Source organism: Streptomyces sp. NPDC006309 (assembly GCF_040613095.1).
In the GTDB taxonomy this organism is placed as follows: Bacteria; Actinomycetota; Actinomycetes; order Streptomycetales; family Streptomycetaceae; genus Streptomyces.
In genome coordinates, this window is the sequence record NZ_JBEXRO010000011.1 from 99,335 (window position 1) to 118,527 (window position 19,193).

Below are 19,193 nucleotides of genomic sequence, written 5' to 3' on the forward strand. Positions count from 1 at the left end.
ACACCCTTGGAAAGGGAGATGTCGTGAGCAACGAGAGCCTGGCCAACCTGCTCAAGGAAGAACGCAGGTTCGCGCCGCCCGCCGACCTGGCAGCGCAAGCCAACGTCACCGCGGAGGCGTACGAACAGGCCAAGGCTGACAGGCTCGGCTTCTGGGCCGAGCAGGCCCGCCGCCTGACCTGGGCCAAGGAACCGACCGAGACGCTGGACTGGTCGAACCCGCCGTTCGCCAAGTGGTTCAAGGACGGCGAACTGAACGTCGCGTACAACTGCGTGGACCGGCATGTGGAGGCCGGGCACGGGGACCGTGTCGCGATCCACTTCGAGGGTGAGCCCGGCGACAGCCGCGCGATCACCTACGCCGAGCTGAAGGACGAGGTCTCCAGGGCCGCCAACGCCCTGCTGGAGCTGGGCGTCCGCAAGGGCGACCGGGTCGCCGTCTACATGCCGATGATCCCCGAGACCGCGATCGCGATGCTGGCCTCGGCCCGGATCGGCGCCGCCCACTCGGTCGTCTTCGGCGGCTTCTCGGCGGACGCGCTCGCCACCCGGATCCAGGACGCGGACGCCAAGGTCGTCATCACCTGTGACGGCGGCTACCGGCGCGGCAAGCCGTCCGCGCTCAAGCCGGCCGTGGACGAGGCGGTCCAGAAGGCGGGGAACGTCGAGCACGTGCTCGTGGTCCGCCGTACCGGGCAGGACGTGGCCTGGAACGGCGAGCGGGACGTGTGGTGGCACGACCTGGTCGGACGGCAGTCCGACCAGCACACCCCGGAGGCGTTCGAGGCGGAGCACCCGCTGTTCATCCTCTACACCTCCGGTACGACGGGGAAGCCGAAGGGCATCCTGCACACCTCCGGGGGCTATCTCACCCAGGCGGCCTACACCCACTGGGCCGTGTTCGACCTCAAGCCGGAGACGGACGTGTACTGGTGCACGGCCGACGTCGGCTGGGTCACCGGGCACTCGTACATCGTCTACGGCCCGCTGGCCAACGGCGCGACGCAGGTGATGTACGAGGGCACGCCGGACACCCCGCACCAGGGGCGGTTCTGGGAGATCGTGCAGAAGTACAAGGTCACGATCCTCTACACGGCGCCGACCGCGATCCGGACGTTCATGAAGTGGGGCGACGACATCCCCGCCAAGTTCGACCTGTCCTCCCTGCGTGTCCTGGGCTCGGTCGGCGAGCCCATCAACCCGGAGGCCTGGATCTGGTACCGCAAGCACATCGGCGGCGACCGGACGCCCGTCGTGGACACCTGGTGGCAGACCGAGACCGGCGCGATGATGATCTCGCCGCTGCCGGGCGTCACCGCCGCCAAGCCCGGTTCCGCGCAGCGCGCGCTGCCCGGCATCAGCGCCACGGTCGTGGACGACGAGGCGAACGAGGTGCCCGACGGCGGCGGTGGCTACCTGGTGCTGACCGAGCCGTGGCCGGCGATGCTCCGCACCATCTGGGGTGACGACCAGCGGTTCCTCGACACCTACTGGTCCCGCTTCGAGGGCAGGTACTTCGCCGGGGACGGGGCGAAGAAGGACGGCGACGGGGACATCTGGCTGCTCGGCCGGGTGGACGACGTCATGCTCGTGTCGGGCCACAACATCTCCACCACCGAGGTGGAGTCGGCGCTGGTCTCGCACCCGTCGGTCGCCGAGGCGGCCGTCGTCGGTGCCGCGGACGAGACCACCGGCCAGGCGATCGTCGCCTTCGTGATCCTGCGTGGCACGGCGTCCGAGGACGAGGCGCTCGTCCGCGCGCTGCGCGACCATGTCGGCGCCACGCTCGGCCCGATCGCCAAGCCGAAGCGGATCCTGCCCGTGGCGGAGCTGCCGAAGACCCGCTCGGGCAAGATCATGCGCCGACTGCTGCGCGATGTGGCCGAGAACCGCCAGCTCGGTGACGTCACCACGCTGACGGACTCCACGGTCATGGACTTCATCCAGGCCAAGCTGCCGGCCGCGCCGAACGAGGACTAGCCCGTACGACCTCATGGCGGCGGGAAGGGGTGCCCGGTGGATCACCGGGCACCCCTTCCCGTCCGTCCCACGGGCCCCCGAAGTCACAGTCGGGTAAAATTGCGGCTCGGGTGTGCCGGGAAGTCTGGTCGGCAGGGCCGTCGGCGATCCCCGCGGCGGCCGTACGTCGCCGTACCGACCCGGAGGTCTGCCGTGACCGCGCCGCCCCGCCCCCCGAACACGCCCCGCAAGGCTCTCGGACGCCTGTCCCTGCCCGAGCGGAACTTCGTGGCCGAGGCGCTGCGCACCGAGACCACCGGCGGTGTCCTGCTGCTCCTCGCCGCGGTCGCGGCGCTGGCCTGGGCGAACATCCCCGCCCTGCGCCACAGCTACGACGCCGTGAGCGACTTCCACTTCGGCCCCGGCGCCCTCGGCCTGCACCTCTCCGTCGCCCACTGGGCCGCCGACGGCCTGCTCGCGGTGTTCTTCTTCGTCGCCGGCATCGAACTCAAGCGGGAACTGGTCGCCGGTGACCTCCGCGACCCCAGGGCGGCCGTACTGCCCGTTGTGGCCGCGCTGTGCGGGATGGCCGTACCCGCGCTCGTCTCCACCCTGACCAGCCTCAGCGGTGGCGGCACCGCCCAGGGCTGGGCGGTGCCCACCGCCACCGACATCGCCTTCGCGCTCGCCGTGCTGGCGGTGATCGGCACCTCGCTGCCCAGCGCCCTGCGCGCCTTCCTGCTCACCCTCGCGGTCGTCGACGACCTGTGCGCGATCCTGATCATCGCGGTCTTCTTCACCGACCGGCTGAACTTCGCCGCGCTCGGCGGGGCCGCCGCCGGCCTCGTGGTCTTCTGGCTGCTGCTGCGCACGGGGGTACGCGGCTGGTACGTGTACGTACCGCTCGCGCTCGTCAACTGGGCGCTGATGTACAACAGCGGCGTGCACGCCACCGTCGCCGGCGTGGCGATGGGCCTGATGCTGCGCTGCACCCCCCGCGAGGGTGAGCGGCACTCGCCGGGCCAGCACATCGAGCACCTGGTGCGACCGCTGTCGGCGGGACTCGCCGTGCCGCTGTTCGCGCTGTTCAGCGCCGGCGTGCCGGTGTCCGGCGGGGCCCTGCGTGATGTGTTCACCCGGCCGGAGACGCTCGGGATCGTACTCGGCCTGGTCGTCGGCAAGACGGTCGGCATCTTCGCAGGCACCTGGCTGACCGTCCGCTTCACCCGGGCCCGGCTCGGCGAGGACCTCCGGTGGGCCGACGTCTTCGCGGTGGCGTCACTCGCCGGGATCGGCTTCACCGTCTCGCTGCTCATCGGCGAGCTGGCCTTCGGCGGTGACGCGGCACTGACGGCCGAGGCGAAGGCGGCCGTCCTCACCGGATCGCTGATCGCGGCGGCGTGGGCGACGGTGCTGCTGAAGATGCGCAACGCCCGCTACCGCAGGCTGTGCGAGGAGGAGGACCGTGACGAGGACCTCGACGGCATCCCGGACGTCTACGAGCAGGACGACCCGGCGTACCACCTGCGGATGGCCGAGATCCACGAGCGCAAGGCCGCCGAGCACCGCCGCCTGGCCGCCGAGCGGGCGGCCGAGGCGCGCCACGGGCTTGCGGAAGTACCGGGTGGGGCAGGCGAGGAGGGCGACCGTCCGGCATGATCTGACGAGACGGTACAAAACAAGACGGCCCACCGAGCACGGCGGCCGGCCGGCCACCCGGGACACGTACGGCCGCACCCGGCCGTACGAGCGCGGCGGCCACCCGGCACAGCCCGCTCGCGGCACGAGAGACCTTCAAGGGAGAACGCGATGAGCGCACCCGACGGCAGCCCGGTCGGCGCCGAACGCAGCATCGGCCAGCTGTTCGCCTCGGCGACGACCGAGATGTCCGCGCTGGTGCACGACGAGATCGCACTGGCCAAGGCCCAGCTGAAACAGGACGTGAAGCGTGGCGCGGTCAGCGGCGGCGCCTTCTCGGTGGCGGGCGCGGTACTGCTGTTCTCCCTGCCGATGCTCAACTTCGCACTGGCGTACGGCATCCGCACCTGGAGCCACTGGAACCTGGCGATCTGCTTCGTGCTGTCCTTCGCGGCCAACGTGCTGGTCGCCGGCCTCCTCGGCCTGATCGGCGTGGTGTTCGCGAAGAAGGCGAAGAAGGGCCAGGGCCCGCAGAAGGCGGCCGCCTCGATGAAGGAGACGGCCGGCGTCCTCCAGAACGCGAAGCCGCACCCGCGCCCCGAACTGCCCGAGGACCGGGGACCCGCGGCCATCGAGGCTGTGGCACGCTCGTCGTCATGACGGACCCCGCCCCTTCCTCGGCCGTACGGATCGAAGGTCCCTGGACGCACAGGGACGTCGCCGCGAACGGTGCGCGTTTCCACATCGCCGAACTCGGCGACGGCCCCCTGGTGCTGCTCCTGCACGGCTTCCCGCAGTTCTGGTGGACGTGGCGGCACCAGCTGACCGCGCTCGCCGACGCGGGCTACCGGGCGGTGGCGATGGACCTGCGGGGCGTCGGCGGCAGCGACCGCACGCCCCGCGGGTACGACCCCGCCAACCTGGCCCTCGACGTCACCGGCGTGATCCGCTCGCTCGGTGAGCCGGACGCCGCGCTGGTCGGCCACGACCTCGGCGGATACCTGGCGTGGACGGCGGCGGCCATGCGGCCCAAGCTCGTCCGGCGTCTCGCCGTGGTGTCCATGCCGCACCCGCGGCGCTGGCGCGCGGCGATGCTCCGGGACGCCCGGCAGACAGCCGCCGGCTCCTACATCTGGGGGTTCCAGCGGCCGTGGATCCCCGAACGTCAACTCGCCGCCGACGGTGGCGCCCTGACGGGCCGGCTGATCCGGGACTGGTCCGGGCCGCGGCCGCCGGAGGACGCGGCCGTGGAGACCTACCAGCGGGCCATGTGCATCCCGTCCACCGCGCACTGCGCGATCGAGCCGTACCGCTGGCTGGTGCGTTCGCTGGCCCGCCCGGACGGCGTGCAGTTCTACCGCCGGATGAAGCGGCCGGTGCGGGTACCGACCCTGCATCTGCACGGTTCGCTGGACCCGGTGGCCCGGACGCGCAGCGCGGCCGGTTCCGGTGAGTACGTCGAAGCCCCCTACCGCTGGCGGCTGTTCGACGGTCTCGGCCACTTCCCGCACGAGGAGGACCCGGCGGCCTTCTCGACCGAGCTGGTCAACTGGCTGGAGGACCCCGAGCCCGACCGCTGAGGAGCCGGCGTCCGGCCGGTGACCGTGCGGTGAAGAAACGACGTACGGAGTATCCGGTTTCCTGAACACTTGTCCCCCGGACGGCTCATGCCCGCCGCATAGGCCAATTGGGCGGCGCCCAGGCGGTTATGGACCTTGGGGCGGGGGCACACGTCCGGGTATGGGCTGGACGCAGGACTACAGTGACGCACCCCGCACCCGCCGCTCGGCCACCGGCCTGAGCACGCCCCGGCGAGGCACCGCGCAGGTCGCGGAGGCGGACCTCCGAGTGGGCATTCCGCGCATCCTGCGCCGTCGGGCCCGCTGGGTCTCCGTGCGGCTGCGTCATCCGCGCGGCTGAGCGACCGCCGCCCGCCTACAGGGCGCAGCTGTCCGTACCGACCTGCTCGTTCGCCGTGCGCCCCTGTCGGATGTCGGCCCGGATCTCGTCCGCGGTGAGGGCATAGCCGGTGTCCGCGTCGTCGAGGGACTTGGCGAACACGACGCCGTACACCTTGCCGTCCGGCGTCAGCAGCGGGCCGCCGGAGTTGCCCTGGCGGACGGTCGCGTACAACGAGTAGACGTCGCGGCGGACCGTGCCGCGGTGGTAGATGTCCGGGCCGTTGGCCGTGATGCGCCCGCGTACGCGCGCGGCGCGCACGTCGTAGGCGCCGTTCTCCGGGAAGCCCGCGACGATCGCGCCGTCACCGCCGGAGGCGTCCCGCGCGGAGAACCTCAGCGCGGCCGCCCTCAGGTCCGGGACGTCGAGGACGGCGATGTCGCGTTTCCAGTCGTACAGGACGACCTTCGCGTCGTACGCGCGGCCCACACCGCCTATCTGCACGCTCGGCGCGTCCACGCCCCCGACGACGTGCGCGTTGGTCATCACCCGGCGGTCGGCGAACACGAAGCCGGTGCCCTCCAGGACCTTGCCGCAGCTCTGGGCCGTGCCGGTGACCTTGACGATGGAACGCTGGGCCGCACCGGCGACCGGGCTGCGCGCGAGGGCCGTGTCCGGGGGGTGTACGTCCTTGATCGGCTCGTTGGCGAACGGGCTGAAGACCTGCGGGAAGCCGTTCTGCGCGAGCACGGAGGAGAAGTCCGCGAACCAGGTGTCGGCCTGCGCCGGCAGTGCCCGGGAGACCCCGAGGAGCACCTTGGAGCCGCGGACCTCCTTGCCGAGCGTCGGCAGGGTCGTCCCCGCGAGCGCGGAGCCGATCAGCCAGGCGACCAGCAGCATGGCTACGACGTTGACCAGCGCGCCGCCGGTGGCGTCCAGGGCGCGCGCCGGCGACCAGGTGATCTGCCGGCGCAGCTTGTTGCCGAGGTGGGTGGTCAGCGCCTGGCCGACGGAGGCGCAGACGATGACGACGACCACGGCGACGACGGCCGCGGTCGTGCCGACGTCCCTCTTCTCGGTCACGGCGTCCCAGATCAGGGGCAGTGCGTACACGGCGACGAGGCCGCCGCCCAGGAAGCCGATCACCGACAGGATGCCGACGACGAAGCCCTGGCGGTAGCCCACCACCGCGAACCACACGGCCGCGACCAGCAACAGGATGTCCAGCACGTTCACCGCTTCAGGCCTCGCCTACTCACTCCGGTCCCCGCGGCCCGGCCGGGGTCCGGCGCGCCGCGCAGTGGCTGAGGGACCCGGCGTCCCCGGAAGACACAGCACGGGATCACCCTGTCATGCGCGCCAGTCGAGCGGGACCTGCTTCTCCCGGTCCCAGGGACGCTCCCAGCCCGCGTAGTGCAGCAGGCGGTCGATCACTCCGGCCGTGAAGCCCCAGACGAGGGCCGATTCGACCAGGAATGCCGGGCCGCGGTGGCCCCTGGGGTGCACGGCGGTGGCGCGGTTGACGGGGTCCGTGAGATCCGCCACGGGCACCGTGAAGACCCGCGCGGTCTCGTTCGGGTCGACCACACCGACCGGGCTGGGCTCGCGCCACCAGCCGAGCACCGGGGTCACGACGAAGCCGCTGACCGGGATGTACAGCCGGGGCAGCACGCCGAAGAGCTGCACACCGGACGGGTCGAGCCCGGTCTCCTCCTCGGCCTCGCGCAGCGCGGCCCGCAGGGGGCCCTCACCGTGCGGGTCGCCGTCCTGCGGGTCCAGCGCGCCGCCCGGGAAGCACGGCTGCCCGGCGTGCGAACGCAGCGAGCCCGCGCGCTCCATGAGCAGCAGTTCGGGCCCGCGCTCGCCCTCGCCGAACAGGATCAGGACGGCCGACTGCCGCCCCGAGCCGTTCTCCGGCGGCAGGAAGCGGCTCAGCTGGAGCGGCTGGACCGTCTCGGCGGCGCGCGCCACGGGTTCCAGCCAGTCCGGCACCCCTTCCACGCTGAGCGCCACCGGACCGCCCTGCGTGTCACTACTCGTCATCGCCACCCCCGTCGCTCTGCCCTCTGCAACGCCCGAGGGGCCCGGGATCGTTCCGTCACGCGGCCCCCAGTGGCGGCGCCGGCCTGCCGCCCGCGTCCAGGTAGGCCTGCGGCGGCTTGAGCCGCTGGCCGGGGAAGCCGCCCTTCTCGTACTTCAGGAGCTTCTTCGCCTTCTCGGGATCGGTCTCGCCCTCACCGTAGGCCGGGCAGAGCGGGGCCACGGGGCAGGCGCCGCAGGCCGGCTTGCGGGCGTGGCAGATGCGGCGGCCGTGCCAGATGACGTGGTGGGACAGGTCGGTCCAGTCGGCCTTCGGGAAGAGCGCGCCGATGGCGGCCTCGATCTTGTCGGGGTCGCTCTCGTCGGTCCACCGCCAGCGCCGGACGAGCCGCTGGAAGTGCGTGTCGACGGTGATCCCGGGCCGCCCGAACGCGTTGCCGAGGACGACGAAGGCCGTCTTGCGGCCCACGCCGGGCAGCTTGACCAGGTCCTCCAGTCTGCCGGGCACCTCGCCGCCGAAGTCCTCGGCGAGGGCCTTGGAGAGCCCTATGACCGACCGGGTCTTGGCCCGGAAGAAGCCGCAGGGGCGCAGGATCTCCTCGACCTCCTCCGGGTTGGCGGCGGCGAGGTCCTCGGGGGTGGGGTACTTGGCGAAGAGCGCCGGGGTCGTCTGGTTGACCCTCAGGTCGGTGGTCTGGGCCGACAGCACGGTGGCGACGAGCAGCTGGAAGGGACTCTCGAAGTCCAGCTCGGGGTGGGCGTACGGGTACACCTCGGCCAGCTCGCGGTTGATGCGGCGGGCACGGCGGACCAGGGCGGTACGGGACTCGCCCCCGGCCGGCCCTCCGGCGGACGCGACCTTCTCCGCGGCCGCCTTCTCGGCGGGCCTCTCGGCGGGCTTCTTCGCGCTCGCCGTCTTCTCGGCGGCCTTCTTGGCGACCTTCTTGACAGTCGCTGCCTTCTTCGCGGCGTCGACAACCTTTTTAGCCGATTTGCCTGTTTTATTACTTTCCTCGGGGACCTGTTCGCCCACGGCGGAATCCCGACGTACAACCACCCGCCCAGCCCCCTTGGCCTGTGCTCTCACCGGCATTTTGGATACCCGGCCAGCCTAGAGCCCGGCACCGTGATCCGTCCCGGACCCGGCTCACCGGCCCCCGATTGGACCCCTGACGCTTACCCCGGGACACGTGTGCGGCATCCTTGTGACAGATCACACTGTTTGGACCGTCCGGCAAAACGGGGAACACGGTCCCCTGGCACGCGGGGAGCACCATCCCCTGAGCAGGTCGACAAGGAGATAACTCGTGGACGACGTTCTGCGGCGCAACCCGCTCTTCGCGGCACTCGACGACGAGCAGGCCGCGGAGCTTCGCGCCTCCATGAGTGAGGTGACCCTCGCACGCGGCGACTCGCTGTTCCACGAAGGCGACCCCGGAGACCGGCTGTACGTCGTCACCGAGGGCAAGGTGAAGCTGCACCGCACTTCCCCCGACGGCCGCGAGAACATGCTCGCCGTCGTCGGACCCGGTGAGCTGATCGGCGAGCTGTCGCTGTTCGACCCCGGCCCCCGTACGGCCACGGCGACCGCGCTCACCGAGGTCAAGCTGCTCGGTCTCGGGCACGGCGACCTCCAGCCCTGGCTGAACGTCCGCCCGGAGGTGGCCGGCGCCCTGCTGCGCGCCGTCGCCCGCCGGCTGCGCAAGACCAACGACGCGATGTCCGACCTGGTCTTCTCGGACGTCCCCGGCCGCGTGGCCCGGGCCCTGCTGGACCTCTCCCGCCGCTTCGGCGTGCAGTCCGAAGAGGGCATCCACGTCGTCCACGACCTCACCCAGGAGGAGCTGGCCCAGCTGGTCGGTGCCTCCCGCGAGACCGTGAACAAGGCCCTGGCCGACTTCGCCCAGCGCGGGTGGCTGCGCCTGGAGGCGCGGGCCGTCATCCTGCTGGACGTCGAACGGCTGGCCAAGAGGTCGCGCTGACGCCGGGCCCCGCCCCACGGCCCCGGGGCCCCCTGCACGCGCGGACGGGCCCCGCTGCCGTACGCGGTGCCGTGCCGCCCAGCCTCTCGCCCGGGTCCGCCGGGCCGGCCGCAGGGCGCCCACGCGCGCGTGCACGCCCTGCGGGACCCGCGGCCGGCTAGATCAGCCCGTGCTCGCTGAGATAGTCCAGCTGGGCCCGCACCGACAGTTCCGCCGCCGGCCACAGCGAGCGGTCCACGTCGGCGTACACGTGGGCGACGACCTCGGCCGGGGCGCGGTAGCCGTTCTCGACCGCCGTCTCCACCTGCGCGAGCCGGTGGGCGCGGTGGGCGAGGTAGAACTCGACGGCGCCCTGGGCGTCGTCCAGGACCGGCCCGTGGCCCGGCAGGACGGTGTGCACGCCGTCGTCCACCGTCAGGGACCGCAGCCGCCGCAGGGAGTCCAGATAGTCGCCGAGCCGCCCGTCGGGGTGGGCCACGAGCGTCGTACCGCGGCCGAGGACGGTGTCACCGGTCAGCACGGCGCGGTCGGCCGGAAGATGGAAGGACAGCGAGTCGGCGGTGTGCCCGGGGGTCGGTACGACGCGCAGCTCCAGACCGCCGGTGGTGACCACGTCGCCGGCGGCCAGGCCCTCGTCACCGAGCCGCAGCGCCGGGTCCAGGGCACGCACGCGCGTACCGGTCAGCCCGGCGAAACGGGCGGCGCCCTCGGCGTGGTCGGGGTGGCCGTGGGTGAGCAGGGTCAGGGCTATGCGCTTGCCGGCCTTCTCGGCCGTGTCCACGACGTTGCGCAGATGAACGTCGTCCAGCGGACCCGGGTCGATCACCACGGCGAGATCGGAGTCGGGCTCGGCGACGATCCAGGTGTTGGTGCCGTCCAGGGTCATCGCGGAGGCGTTGGGCGCGAGGACGTTGACGGCCCGTTCGGTGGCGGGCCCCGAGAGGACTGTGCCGCGGGGCTGGCCCGGCAGGGCTGCTGCGTCGGTCATGCGGGGCCTCCACCGGTCTTCTCAGCGGTCGTCGGAGCCGTCGTCGCGGCGGCCGGGACGTGTCTGGTGAACTCGTCGTGCCCGGGCCAGGAGAGGACGATCTCGCCGTCTCGCAGGCGGGCCCGGGCCAGGACCGGGGTCATGTCGCGCGCGGGAGCGGCGGCGAGCGCCTCGGCGGCGGTGGCGTACGGCAGCAACTGGCGCAGGGTGGCGATGGTGGGCGGCATCATCAGCAGCTCACCCCTGTCGTACCCGGCGGCGGCCTCCTCGGGGCGGATCCACACCGTGCGGTCGGCCTCCGTGGAGGCGTTGCGGGTGCGCTGCCCCTCGGGCAGGACGGCCACGAAGAACCAAGTGTCGTAGCGGCGGGCCTCGAACTCCGGGGTGATCCAGCGGGTCCAGGCGCCCAGCAGGTCCGAGCGCAGCACCAGACCGCGTCGGTCGAGGAACTCGGCGAAGGACAGCTCACGCGCGACCAGGGCCGCGCGGTCGGCCTCCCAGGCCTCGCCGGTGGTGTCGCCGACGACCGAGTCCGGGCCGGGGCCGGCGAGGAGCACACCGGCTTCCTCGTAGGTCTCGCGGACGGCCGCGCACACGATGGCCTGGGCGCCCGCCTCGTCGACGCCGAGCCGCTCGGCCCACCACGCGCGCGTGGGGCCGGCCCAGCGGACCCGGCGGTCGTCGTCGCGCGGGTCGACACCGCCGCCGGGATACGCGTACGCGCCTCCGGCGAAGGCCATGGAGGCGCGTCTGCGCAGCATGTGGACGGCCGGACCGGCGGCGGTGTCCCGCAGGAGCAGCACCGTGGCCGCGCGCCGGGGGGACACCGGGGTGAGAGTGCCGTCCGCGAGGGCACGGATGCGGTCCGGCCACTCCGGGGGGTACCACTGACCGTTCGCCATGGCCGGAGGCTATCCCGTGTAGGGCGAATGTTCGAGAGGTACCGAGGTCAGCGGCGCCCCGGCAGGATCACTGGGCCAGCTCGACCTGGATCTCGACCTCGACCGGCGCGTCCAGCGGCAGCACCGCCACACCGACGGCGCTGCGGGCGTGCACGCCCTTGTCGCCGAGGACCTCGCCGAGCAGCTCGCTGGCGCCGTTGACGACACCGGGCTGCCCGGTGAAGTCGGACGCCGAGGCGACGAATCCGACGACCTTCACCACGCGCGCGATGCGGTCCAGGTCGCCGGCGACGGACTTCACGGCGGCCAGGGCGTTCAGCGCGCACGTGCGGGCCAGCTCCTTGGCCTCCTCCGGCGTGACCTCGGCGCCCACCTTGCCGGTGACCGGCAGCTTGCCCTGGACCATCGGCAGCTGGCCGGAGGTGTACACGTACGCACCGGACCGCACGGCCGGCTGGTACGCGGCCAGCGGCGGTACGACGTCCGGCAGGGTCAGTCCCAGTTCGGCCAGCCTGGCCTCGACCGCGCTCACGCCTGCTTCTCCCGCTTCAGGTAGGCCACGAGCTGTTCCGGATTGTTCGGCCCGGGCACGACCTGGACGAGCTCCCAGCCGTCCTCGCCCCAGGTGTCCAGGATCTGCTTCGTGGCATGGACGAGCAGCGGCACGGTTGCGTATTCCCACTTGGTCATGGGGCCGACTTTAGCCGCTGGGCCGGAGCGGGCCGGACCTCCCTTATCCACAGCCTCCCGCGTGGTTGTCGGCCGGACTGGTTAGGCTCGAGGACGTGAGCAGGCTCCAGGTCGTCAGCGGCAAGGGCGGGACCGGAAAGACGACGGTCGCCGCAGCCCTCGCGCTGGCCCTCGCGACCGAGGGGAAGCGGACGCTTCTCGTGGAGGTCGAGGGCCGGCAGGGCATCGCACAGCTCTTCGAGACGGAGGCGTTGCCGTATGAGGAGCGCAAGATCGCGGTCGCGCCGGGCGGCGGGGAGGTGTACGCCCTCGCCATAGACCCGGAACTGGCCCTTCTGGACTACCTCCAGATGTTCTACAAACTGGGCGGGGCGGGCAGAGCCCTGAAAAAGCTCGGCGCCATCGACTTCGCCACCACCATCGCCCCCGGCATCAGGGACGTCCTGCTGACCGGCAAGGCGTGCGAGGCGGTGCGCCGCAAGGACAAGGGCGGGCGGTTCATCTACGACTACGTCGTCATGGACGCCCCGCCGACCGGCCGCATCACCCGCTTCCTGAACGTGAACGACGAGGTGGCGGGCCTCGCCAAGATCGGCCCGATACACAATCAGGCGCAGGCGGTGATGAGGGTGCTGAAGTCGCCGGAGACGGCGGTGCACCTGGTGACGCTGCTGGAGGAGATGCCGGTCCAGGAGACCGCCGACGGCATCGCCGAACTGCGCGCGGCGCGGTTGCCGGTGGGCCGGGTCATCGTGAACATGGTCCGGCCGCAGGTGCTGGACGCGGACGACCTGGAACTCGTACGGGACGTGGAGCGTTCATCGGTCGCGCGGGCGCTCTCGGCCGCCGGTCTGGGCGGGGCCCGGCGGGGCGGGAACGCCGAGAGGCTGGTGGACCCACTGCTGGCCCAGGCCGCGGAGTACGCCGAGCGGTACGCGCTGGAGCAGGAGCAGCGCGCGGCCCTCGGCGAGCTGGGCCTGCCGCTGGCCGAACTGCCGCTGCTGGCCGAGGGCATGGAGCTGGCGGGCCTGTACGAACTCGCCACCGAGCTGCGGAAGCAGGGGTTGTCATGAGTCCGGACCCGGCCGAGGCGCGCGAGGCCGCCGAGGAGTGGGAGGCCGCCGAGAAGCGGGCCTCCGCGGCGCCGGAGACTTCCGGGGGGCCGGAGACTCTCGGAGAGCCGGAGACCCTCGGAGAGCCGGCGCCGGCGGAGGTTGAAGAGCTGACGGAACCTGGGGAGCCTGCGGAGGCCGAGGAACTGGCGGAGGCCGAGGAGCCGGCGGAACCTGGGGAGCCTGCGGAGGCCGAGGAGCTGGCCGAGTCCGAGGTGCCGGTCGAGGCCGAGGAGTCGGCGGAACCCCAGGAGGTGCCGGAACCGGCGGAGGCCGAGGGGCGGGGGGCTGCCGGGGTGGCGGACACCGGACGCCGGCTCTCCTCCGCGCGCGTGCTCGACATCGATGCGCTGCTGGACGACCCGAAGACCCGGATCGTGGTGTGCTGCGGCTCGGGCGGAGTGGGCAAGACGACGACCGCGGCGGCCCTCGGGCTCCGGGCCGCCGAGCGGGGCCGCAAGGTGGTCGTCCTGACCATCGACCCGGCCAGGCGGCTGGCGCAGTCGATGGGCATCGACTCGCTCGACAACGTGCCGCGCCGGGTGAAGGGCACGGAGGGCGACGGCGAGCTGCACGCCATGATGCTCGACATGAAGCGCACCTTCGACGAGATCGTGGAGGCGCACGCGGACTCGGAGCGGGCCGCCGCGATCCTGGCGAACCCCTTCTACCAGTCGCTCTCGGCGGGCTTCGCGGGCACGCAGGAGTACATGGCGATGGAGAAGCTGGGCCAGCTGCGGGCGAGGGACGAGTGGGACCTGATCGTCGTGGACACCCCGCCGTCCCGTTCGGCACTGGACTTCCTGGACGCGCCCAAGCGGCTGGGCTCCTTCCTGGACGGCCGCCTCATCCGCCTGCTGACCGCTCCCGCCAAGCTGGGTGGGCGCGCGGGCATGAAGTTCCTGAACGTCGGCATGTCGATGATGACCGGCACACTGGGCAAGCTGCTGGGCGGCCAGCTGCTGAAGGACGTCCAGACGTTCGTGGCCGCGATGGACACCACCTTCGGCGGGTTCCGTACGCGCGCGGACACCACCTACAAGCTGCTCCAGGCACCCGGCACGGCGTTCCTGGTGGTTGCGGCCCCGGAGCGGGACGCGCTGCGCGAGGCCGCGTACTTCGTGGAGCGACTGGCCGCGGAGCACATGCCCCTGGTCGGCCTGGTGCTCAACCGGGTCCACGGCAGCGGGGCCGGCGGGCTGTCGGCCGAGCGTGCGCTCGCGGCCGCGGAAAATCTTGAGGACGCCCGCATTGTGGGTCAGGGGGGCGGGAAAGCTGGACTTCGTAACTCTCCCGACCCGCACGGCAGTTCACCCTCTCCCGCATCCGAGACCGCAGCCGCCGCCCCAGCCGCTGCCGCCGAGGAAGGCTCCCCCGCCGATGCGGAACGCTCCGTCGACCAACTCACCGCGGCCCTGCTGAGGCTGCACGCCGAGCGTATGCAGCTGCTCTCGCGCGAGCAGCGCACGCGCGACCGTTTCGCCGCCCGCCACCCCGAGGTGGCGGTGGTGGAAGTGCCCGCACTGCCCGGCGACGTCCACGACCTCACGGGCCTGCGGAACATCGGCGACCGGCTGGCGGACGGGCGGCCGGCACACCCCTAGACGCCCACACCGCGCGGCACCGCGCGGCATGCGCGCGTGAGCGACGCTCACCGGCACACCACCGCCCCGGTGGACGCGCGGCAGTCGTCACGGGCGCACGCGCGGCAGTCGTTACCAGCCGCGGGGCCGAGAGGCGCCGGCACGCGTACGACGGTCGCGGGCGCCGCACGCAGCGCATGCCGATCGCACGTCGTCGATCAGACGTCGTTCGGACGTCGTTCGGACGCCTTCGGACGTCGTTCGGACGCCGTCGGACGTCGATGCCGCACGCGACGGGCGTCGACGCCCAGGCACGCGGCGGACGGAGGCCTACGGGCGCGGTTGCCGTGGGGGGTCTGCCGGAACCGTGCGTTCCGGGTGTGCGCCCGAGGGATCCCGTCAGCTCACCGCCGCATAGTTCTCGTAGACCTCGTCGCTGTCGAGGGACACGATCCCGATGCCCCGCTCGTACTCCGAGCGGGCGGTCTCCAGCAGCCTGCGCCAAGAAGTCACGGTGGGCCGCCGGCGCAGCAGTGCGCGGCGCTCCCGCTCCGTCATGCCTCCCCACACGCCGAACTCCACACGGTTGTCCAGCGCGTCCGCGAGGCACTCCGTGCGCACCGGGCATCCGGTGCACACCGCCTTGGCCCTGTTCTGCGCTGCTCCCTGAACGAACAGTTCATCCGGATCCGTAGTGCGGCAGGCAGCCTGCGCACTCCAGTCGGTTACCCAGCCCATACCGGCGCCGTCCTCTCCCGAATCGAGGCTCCCCCACGGCGGCAGCGGCATATGCACCGCCGCCAGTTGAGGACGTTACGGAAGGTCGACACAGCGCAACACCCCCTTCGGGCCCAATCTTGGATGGCCCGAACGGACTATGGGTAAGCGGCAGATCACCCGCGGGAGTGAGCTGGCGACAAGCGCGACCATCCCGGCGAACCGGGACGGCTGCGGTGCGCCACATCGGACACCAGGTGACACACGAGGCGATTTCGGGCGCGTCGGCCTCGAAAAACGGGCACGCGCCCCGGTGATTCCGGGCTACGGCCGGAACGATTCGGGGTCGCCGGGCGTAGTACGTACGTGACCGCATCGGTGTGACAGTCGAGAGCAGCTTAGGCCAATGCCTGCATGTGTGTCCGGCGAACGGGAAGGTGGAAATCCCGGTTCGCCGTGCCGTGACACGGTCGCTCCTCAAGAACGCTCAACAGTACGGATTAGGCTGCCCCCATGCCAAAGAAGCGCTCGGGTGGCGGTCTGTCGCCAACGCAGCAGGCCGCCAAGTTCCTAGGTGTCAGTGTGCTCGCCGGAGCCGTGCTGGCGGGCATCGCGCTGCCCGCGGCCGGCGCGCTGGGTCTCGCGGCCAAGGGATCGGTGAAGAGCTTCGACGAGATCCCGGCCAACCTCAAGAGTCCCCAGCTCAGCCAGCGCACGACCATCCTGGACGACCGGGGGAAACAGATCGCGACCGTGTTCTCCCGCGACCGCACGGTGGTCGACCTCAAGGACATCTCGCCGTACATGCAGAAGGCGATCGTCGCGATCGAGGACTCGCGCTTCTACCAGCACGGCGCGGTCGACCTCAAGGGTGTGCTGCGCGCCATGAACAAGAACGCGCAGAGCGGCGGGGTCGCCCAGGGTGCCTCCACGCTCACCCAGCAGCTGGTGAAGAACTACTTCATCGAGGAGGCCGGCGACGATCCGACGAAGGTCGCCGAGGCCACCCAGCAGACCCTGGGCCGCAAGATCCGCGAGCTGAAGTACGCCATCCAGATCGAGGACAAGCTCGGCAAGAAGAAGATCCTCGAGAACTACCTGAACATCACCTTCTTCGGTGAGCAGGCCTACGGCGTCGAGGCCGCCGCCCAGCGCTACTTCTCCAAGCACGCCAAGAACCTGAACCTCCAGGAGTCGGCCCTCCTCGCCGGCATCGTGCAGTCACCGAGCCGCTACGACCCGGTGAACGACGAGGCCGAGGCCACCAAGCGGCGCAACATCGTGCTCCAGCGCATGGCGGAGGTCGGTGACATCTCCCAGAAGGAGGCCGACGAGGCCAAGCAGAAGCCGGTCGAGCTGGACCCCAGCCACCCCAAGAACGGCTGCATCACCGCCGTGAAGGGCGCCGGCTTCTTCTGCGACTACGTCCGCCAGATCCTCCTCACCGACAAGTCCTTCGGCAAGACCCGGGAGGCGCGGTCGAAGCTCTGGAACCGGGGCGGCCTGACGATCCGTACGACACTCGACCCGCAGGCCCAGCGCTCCGTGCAGGCGTCCCTCAAGGACCACGTCTACGAGAGCGACTCCGTGGCCACCGCCGCGACCATCGTGGAGCCCGGCACCGGCAAGATCCTCGCGATGGACCAGTCCCGCCCGTACGGCGTCAACACCAAGAACCACGAGACGACGATCAACCTGTCCGTCAACCAGGGCATGGGCGGCGGAGCCGGTTACCAGCCCGGTTCCACGTTCAAGCCGATCGTCGCCGCGGCGGCCATCGAGGGCGGGAAGCCCGCCACGCAGGAGTACTCGTCGCCGTACGAGATGGCGTACCCCAGCCCCGTGTCCGCCTGCAACGGCAAGACCTGGCACGACGACCCGAACCACCCCACGAAGCTGACCAACGAGAACGAGTCGGAGCACGGCCCGTACGGCATGAAGGAAGCGACCGCCAAGTCGGTCAACACCTACTACGTGCAGCTGATCAGCGACATCGGCATCTGCCCGGTGATCGACATGGCCCACAAGATGGGCGTGCAGCGCGCGGACGGCCGCAAGGTCCAGCAGGCACCCTCCATCGCGCTCGGCACCCAGGAGATGTCCCCGCTGACGATGGCGAACGCCTACGCCACCTTCGCCGCGCGCGGGATGTACTGCACGCCGGTCGCCATCGACTCGATCACCCAGAAGGTGGGCAGCGAGCAGAAGTCCCTGGAGGTGCCGAAGTCGACCTGCTCGCGTGCGATGTCGGAGAACACCGCCGACACGGTGAGCACGCTCCTCAAGGGCGTGGTCGAGGACGGCACGGGTCAGGAGGCCGGTCTCGGCAGCCGCCCGAGCGCGGGCAAGACGGGTACGACGGACGAGCGCTACGCGGCCTGGTTCGTCGGCTACACCCCGAACATGGCCGGCGCGGTCTGGGTCGGCGACCCGCAGCACAAGCGCCGGATGGTCGACATCACCATCGGCGGCGTCCCGCACGCCAAGGTCTACGGCGGTGAGGTCCCCGGCCCGATCTGGCGCGACATGATGTCCGGCGCCCTGGAGGGCAAGCCCGCACCGGACTTCCATCTGGTCGACATCCCCGACGACACCCACAACGGGGGTGGTCAGGGAAAAGGGGACGGGGGGACGGACGACGGCAACAACGGGGACAACGGGACCGCGCCGGGGCAGGTGACCGGCGGGCTGATCGGCGGTCTGACGGACGGCGGCACGACGGGTGACCAGAGCACCGGCGGCACCGGCGGCACCCTGCCGACACCGACGTTCTCCCTCCCCGGCAACTTCATCCAGGGCCAGCTGAACGGCGGCAACAACGGCAACGGCAACGGCGGCCGCCGGGGCTAGCCACAGCGCGACGGGGCCGCGCGGCGCGTCCGTGCGACTGGGCCGCGCGACAGGACCGTGCAGCACGACCGCGAGGCCGCACCGGTGTTACCGGGTGCGGCCTCGCGGTCGTAATCGTGGGCGTGAGCGTGGGCGTGGTCGTGCAGCCGAAGGGTCCGGCGACGCGGCAGCGGCAGCGGCAGCGGCTCAGTCTTGGCGAGCGTCTTCAGGCGGCCCAGCCCTGGCGCAGCCACTTCACGCGGCTCAGCCCCTGCGCCGCCTCTTGACTCGGCTCAGCCCCTGCGCCGCCTCTTGACTCGGCTCAGCCTTGGCGCAGCCTCTTGACTCGGCTCAGCCTTGGCGCAGCCACTTCACGCGGCTCAGCCCTGGAGCAGCTTCTTCACCGCGGTGGCGACCCGGCCGCCCTCGGCCAGACCCGCCACCTTCGGGTTCACGATCTTCATGACGGCACCCATGGCCCGCGGCCCCTCGGCGCCGGCCGCCTTCGCCTCCGCCACGGCCTGGGCGACGATCGCGTTCAGCTCGTCGTCGGACAGCTGCTTGGGCAGGTACCCGGCGAGCACCTCGCCCTCCGCCTTCTCCCGCTCGGCCTGCTCGGCACGGCCGCCCTGCGCGAAGGCCTCCGCGGCCTCACGGCGCTTCTTCGCCTCACGGGCGATCACCTTGAGCACCTCGTCGTCCGAAAGCTCCCGCTTCTCCTCGCCCGCGACCTCTTCCTTGGTGATCGCGGTGAGCGTCAGCCGGAGCGTCGAGGAACGCAGCTCGTCGCGCCCCTTGATCGCGGCGTTGAGGTCGTCGTGCAGCTTCGACTTGAGCGTGGTGGTCATGCGCTCG

18 protein-coding genes are annotated in these 19,193 nt (G+C 71.5%); 9 read left to right on the forward strand and 9 right to left on the reverse strand.

Annotation, left to right across the window (positions count from 1 at the left end; translation table 11 throughout):
* Positions 1 to 23 precede the first annotated feature (23 nt).
* The 5 genes from acs to ABZ117_RS16925 all read left to right on the forward strand — a co-directional run bounded on the left by acs (position 24) and on the right by ABZ117_RS16925 (position 5,516).
* Complete coding sequence (acs, locus tag ABZ117_RS16905) at positions 24 to 1,979, forward strand: acetate--CoA ligase (RefSeq protein ID WP_356821431.1); 1,956 nt, start codon at positions 24 to 26, stop codon at positions 1,977 to 1,979.
* Between the two features lie 192 nt (positions 1,980 to 2,171).
* Positions 2,172 to 3,617 (forward strand): Na+/H+ antiporter NhaA, encoded by a 1,446-nt coding sequence (gene nhaA, locus ABZ117_RS16910; RefSeq protein ID WP_356821433.1) that lies wholly within the window; start codon positions 2,172 to 2,174, stop codon positions 3,615 to 3,617.
* A 150-nt stretch (positions 3,618 to 3,767) separates the two neighbouring features.
* A complete protein-coding gene (locus ABZ117_RS16915; RefSeq protein ID WP_356821435.1) occupies positions 3,768 to 4,256 on the forward strand; it encodes a phage holin family protein in 489 nt (162 codons plus the stop codon).
* A complete protein-coding gene (locus ABZ117_RS16920; protein ID WP_356821436.1) occupies positions 4,253 to 5,176 on the forward strand; it encodes an alpha/beta hydrolase in 924 nt (307 codons plus the stop codon). Before ABZ117_RS16915 ends, ABZ117_RS16920 begins: the two co-directional genes overlap by 4 nt.
* A 160-nt stretch (positions 5,177 to 5,336) precedes the next feature.
* Positions 5,337 to 5,516 (forward strand): hypothetical protein, encoded by a 180-nt coding sequence (locus ABZ117_RS16925; RefSeq protein WP_356821438.1) that lies wholly within the window; start codon positions 5,337 to 5,339, stop codon positions 5,514 to 5,516.
* Between the two features lie 15 nt (positions 5,517 to 5,531).
* On the opposite strand, the gene ABZ117_RS16930 is transcribed toward ABZ117_RS16925, so the two are convergent.
* From ABZ117_RS16930 to nth, 3 genes are all read right to left on the reverse strand, one after another.
* On the reverse strand, positions 5,532 to 6,731 hold the full coding sequence (locus tag ABZ117_RS16930) for a MarP family serine protease (RefSeq protein ID WP_356821440.1): 1,200 nt from the start codon (positions 6,729 to 6,731) through the stop codon (positions 5,532 to 5,534).
* A gap of 114 nt (positions 6,732 to 6,845) precedes the next feature.
* Positions 6,846 to 7,538, reverse strand: a complete 693-nt coding sequence (locus ABZ117_RS16935) for a CoA pyrophosphatase (RefSeq protein ID WP_356821442.1) — start codon at positions 7,536 to 7,538, stop codon at positions 6,846 to 6,848.
* Positions 7,539 to 7,593: 55 nt separating this feature from the next.
* Positions 7,594 to 8,628 (reverse strand): endonuclease III, encoded by a 1,035-nt coding sequence (gene nth, locus ABZ117_RS16940; protein WP_356821444.1) that lies wholly within the window; start codon positions 8,626 to 8,628, stop codon positions 7,594 to 7,596.
* Between the two features lie 214 nt (positions 8,629 to 8,842).
* Between nth and ABZ117_RS16945 the strand changes: the two genes are divergently transcribed.
* Positions 8,843 to 9,517: a Crp/Fnr family transcriptional regulator gene (locus ABZ117_RS16945; RefSeq protein WP_030734182.1), complete on the forward strand. Its 675-nt coding sequence runs from the start codon at positions 8,843 to 8,845 to the stop codon at positions 9,515 to 9,517.
* Positions 9,518 to 9,674: 157 nt separating this feature from the next.
* Here the strand turns inward: ABZ117_RS16945 and ABZ117_RS16950 are convergent, their stop codons facing one another.
* The 4 genes from ABZ117_RS16950 to ABZ117_RS16965 form a co-directional block, all read right to left on the reverse strand.
* On the reverse strand, positions 9,675 to 10,505 hold the full coding sequence (locus ABZ117_RS16950) for an MBL fold metallo-hydrolase (protein WP_356821446.1): 831 nt from the start codon (positions 10,503 to 10,505) through the stop codon (positions 9,675 to 9,677).
* Positions 10,502 to 11,407: an NUDIX hydrolase gene (locus ABZ117_RS16955; RefSeq protein WP_356821448.1), complete on the reverse strand. Its 906-nt coding sequence runs from the start codon at positions 11,405 to 11,407 to the stop codon at positions 10,502 to 10,504. Before ABZ117_RS16955 ends, ABZ117_RS16950 begins: the two co-directional genes overlap by 4 nt.
* 67 nt (positions 11,408 to 11,474) lie before the next feature.
* Entirely contained in the window at positions 11,475 to 11,939 is a 465-nt protein-coding gene (locus ABZ117_RS16960) for a RidA family protein (RefSeq protein WP_356821450.1), read from the reverse strand.
* Positions 11,936 to 12,097: a DUF4177 domain-containing protein gene (locus tag ABZ117_RS16965; RefSeq protein ID WP_003975360.1), complete on the reverse strand. Its 162-nt coding sequence runs from the start codon at positions 12,095 to 12,097 to the stop codon at positions 11,936 to 11,938. Before ABZ117_RS16965 ends, ABZ117_RS16960 begins: the two co-directional genes overlap by 4 nt.
* Before the next feature lie 95 nt (positions 12,098 to 12,192).
* Here ABZ117_RS16965 and ABZ117_RS16970 point away from each other — a divergent pair, with 95 nt between their 5' ends.
* Together ABZ117_RS16970 and ABZ117_RS16975 are read left to right on the forward strand one after the other, a co-directional pair.
* A complete protein-coding gene (locus tag ABZ117_RS16970) occupies positions 12,193 to 13,170 on the forward strand; it encodes an ArsA-related P-loop ATPase (RefSeq protein WP_356821452.1) in 978 nt (325 codons plus the stop codon).
* The gene (locus tag ABZ117_RS16975) at positions 13,167 to 14,813 is read left to right on the forward strand and encodes an ArsA family ATPase (protein ID WP_356821454.1); all 1,647 of its coding nucleotides are present in this window, start codon (positions 13,167 to 13,169) and stop codon (positions 14,811 to 14,813) included. The genes ABZ117_RS16970 and ABZ117_RS16975 overlap by 4 nt, the downstream gene beginning before the upstream one ends.
* 378 nt (positions 14,814 to 15,191) lie before the next feature.
* On the opposite strand, the gene wblA is transcribed toward ABZ117_RS16975, so the two are convergent.
* Positions 15,192 to 15,530, reverse strand: coding sequence for a transcriptional regulator WblA (wblA, locus tag ABZ117_RS16980; protein WP_356821456.1), 339 nt, complete (start codon positions 15,528 to 15,530; stop codon positions 15,192 to 15,194).
* A 492-nt stretch (positions 15,531 to 16,022) separates the two neighbouring features.
* On the opposite strand from wblA, the gene ABZ117_RS16985 reads away from it, so the two are divergent.
* Positions 16,023 to 18,359: a transglycosylase domain-containing protein gene (locus ABZ117_RS16985; protein WP_356821458.1), complete on the forward strand. Its 2,337-nt coding sequence runs from the start codon at positions 16,023 to 16,025 to the stop codon at positions 18,357 to 18,359.
* 359 nt (positions 18,360 to 18,718) lie between these two features.
* Here ABZ117_RS16985 and ABZ117_RS16990 read toward each other — a convergent pair whose 3' ends face one another.
* Positions 18,719 to 19,186 carry a GatB/YqeY domain-containing protein gene (locus ABZ117_RS16990; RefSeq protein ID WP_356821460.1) on the reverse strand — a complete coding sequence of 156 codons (468 nt, stop codon included), beginning with the start codon at positions 19,184 to 19,186 and terminating at the stop codon, positions 18,719 to 18,721.
* Between the last annotated feature and the right edge of the window lie 7 nt (positions 19,187 to 19,193).

Bases quoted from the DNA above. Each gene is read 5' to 3' on its own strand.
- ABZ117_RS16920 (WP_356821436.1), top strand. From the start codon at position 4,253: ATGACGGACCCCGCCCCTTCCTCGGCCGTACGGATCGAAGGTCCCTGG.
- ABZ117_RS16975 (WP_356821454.1), top strand. From the start codon at position 13,167: ATGAGTCCGGACCCGGCCGAGGCGCGCGAGGCCGCCGAGGAGTGGGAG.
- ABZ117_RS16935 (WP_356821442.1), bottom strand. From the start codon at position 7,538: ATGACGAGTAGTGACACGCAGGGCGGTCCGGTGGCGCTCAGCGTGGAA.
- ABZ117_RS16965 (WP_003975360.1), bottom strand. From the start codon at position 12,097: ATGACCAAGTGGGAATACGCAACCGTGCCGCTGCTCGTCCATGCCACG.
- ABZ117_RS16990 (WP_356821460.1), bottom strand. From the start codon at position 19,186: ATGACCACCACGCTCAAGTCGAAGCTGCACGACGACCTCAACGCCGCG.
- ABZ117_RS16955 (WP_356821448.1), bottom strand. From the start codon at position 11,407: ATGGCGAACGGTCAGTGGTACCCCCCGGAGTGGCCGGACCGCATCCGT.
- ABZ117_RS16950 (WP_356821446.1), bottom strand. From the start codon at position 10,505: ATGACCGACGCAGCAGCCCTGCCGGGCCAGCCCCGCGGCACAGTCCTC.
- ABZ117_RS16925 (WP_356821438.1), top strand. From the start codon at position 5,337: ATGGGCTGGACGCAGGACTACAGTGACGCACCCCGCACCCGCCGCTCG.
- nth (WP_356821444.1), bottom strand. From the start codon at position 8,628: ATGCCGGTGAGAGCACAGGCCAAGGGGGCTGGGCGGGTGGTTGTACGT.
- ABZ117_RS16985 (WP_356821458.1), top strand. From the start codon at position 16,023: ATGCCAAAGAAGCGCTCGGGTGGCGGTCTGTCGCCAACGCAGCAGGCC.
- ABZ117_RS16915 (WP_356821435.1), top strand. From the start codon at position 3,768: ATGAGCGCACCCGACGGCAGCCCGGTCGGCGCCGAACGCAGCATCGGC.
- wblA (WP_356821456.1), bottom strand. From the start codon at position 15,530: ATGGGCTGGGTAACCGACTGGAGTGCGCAGGCTGCCTGCCGCACTACG.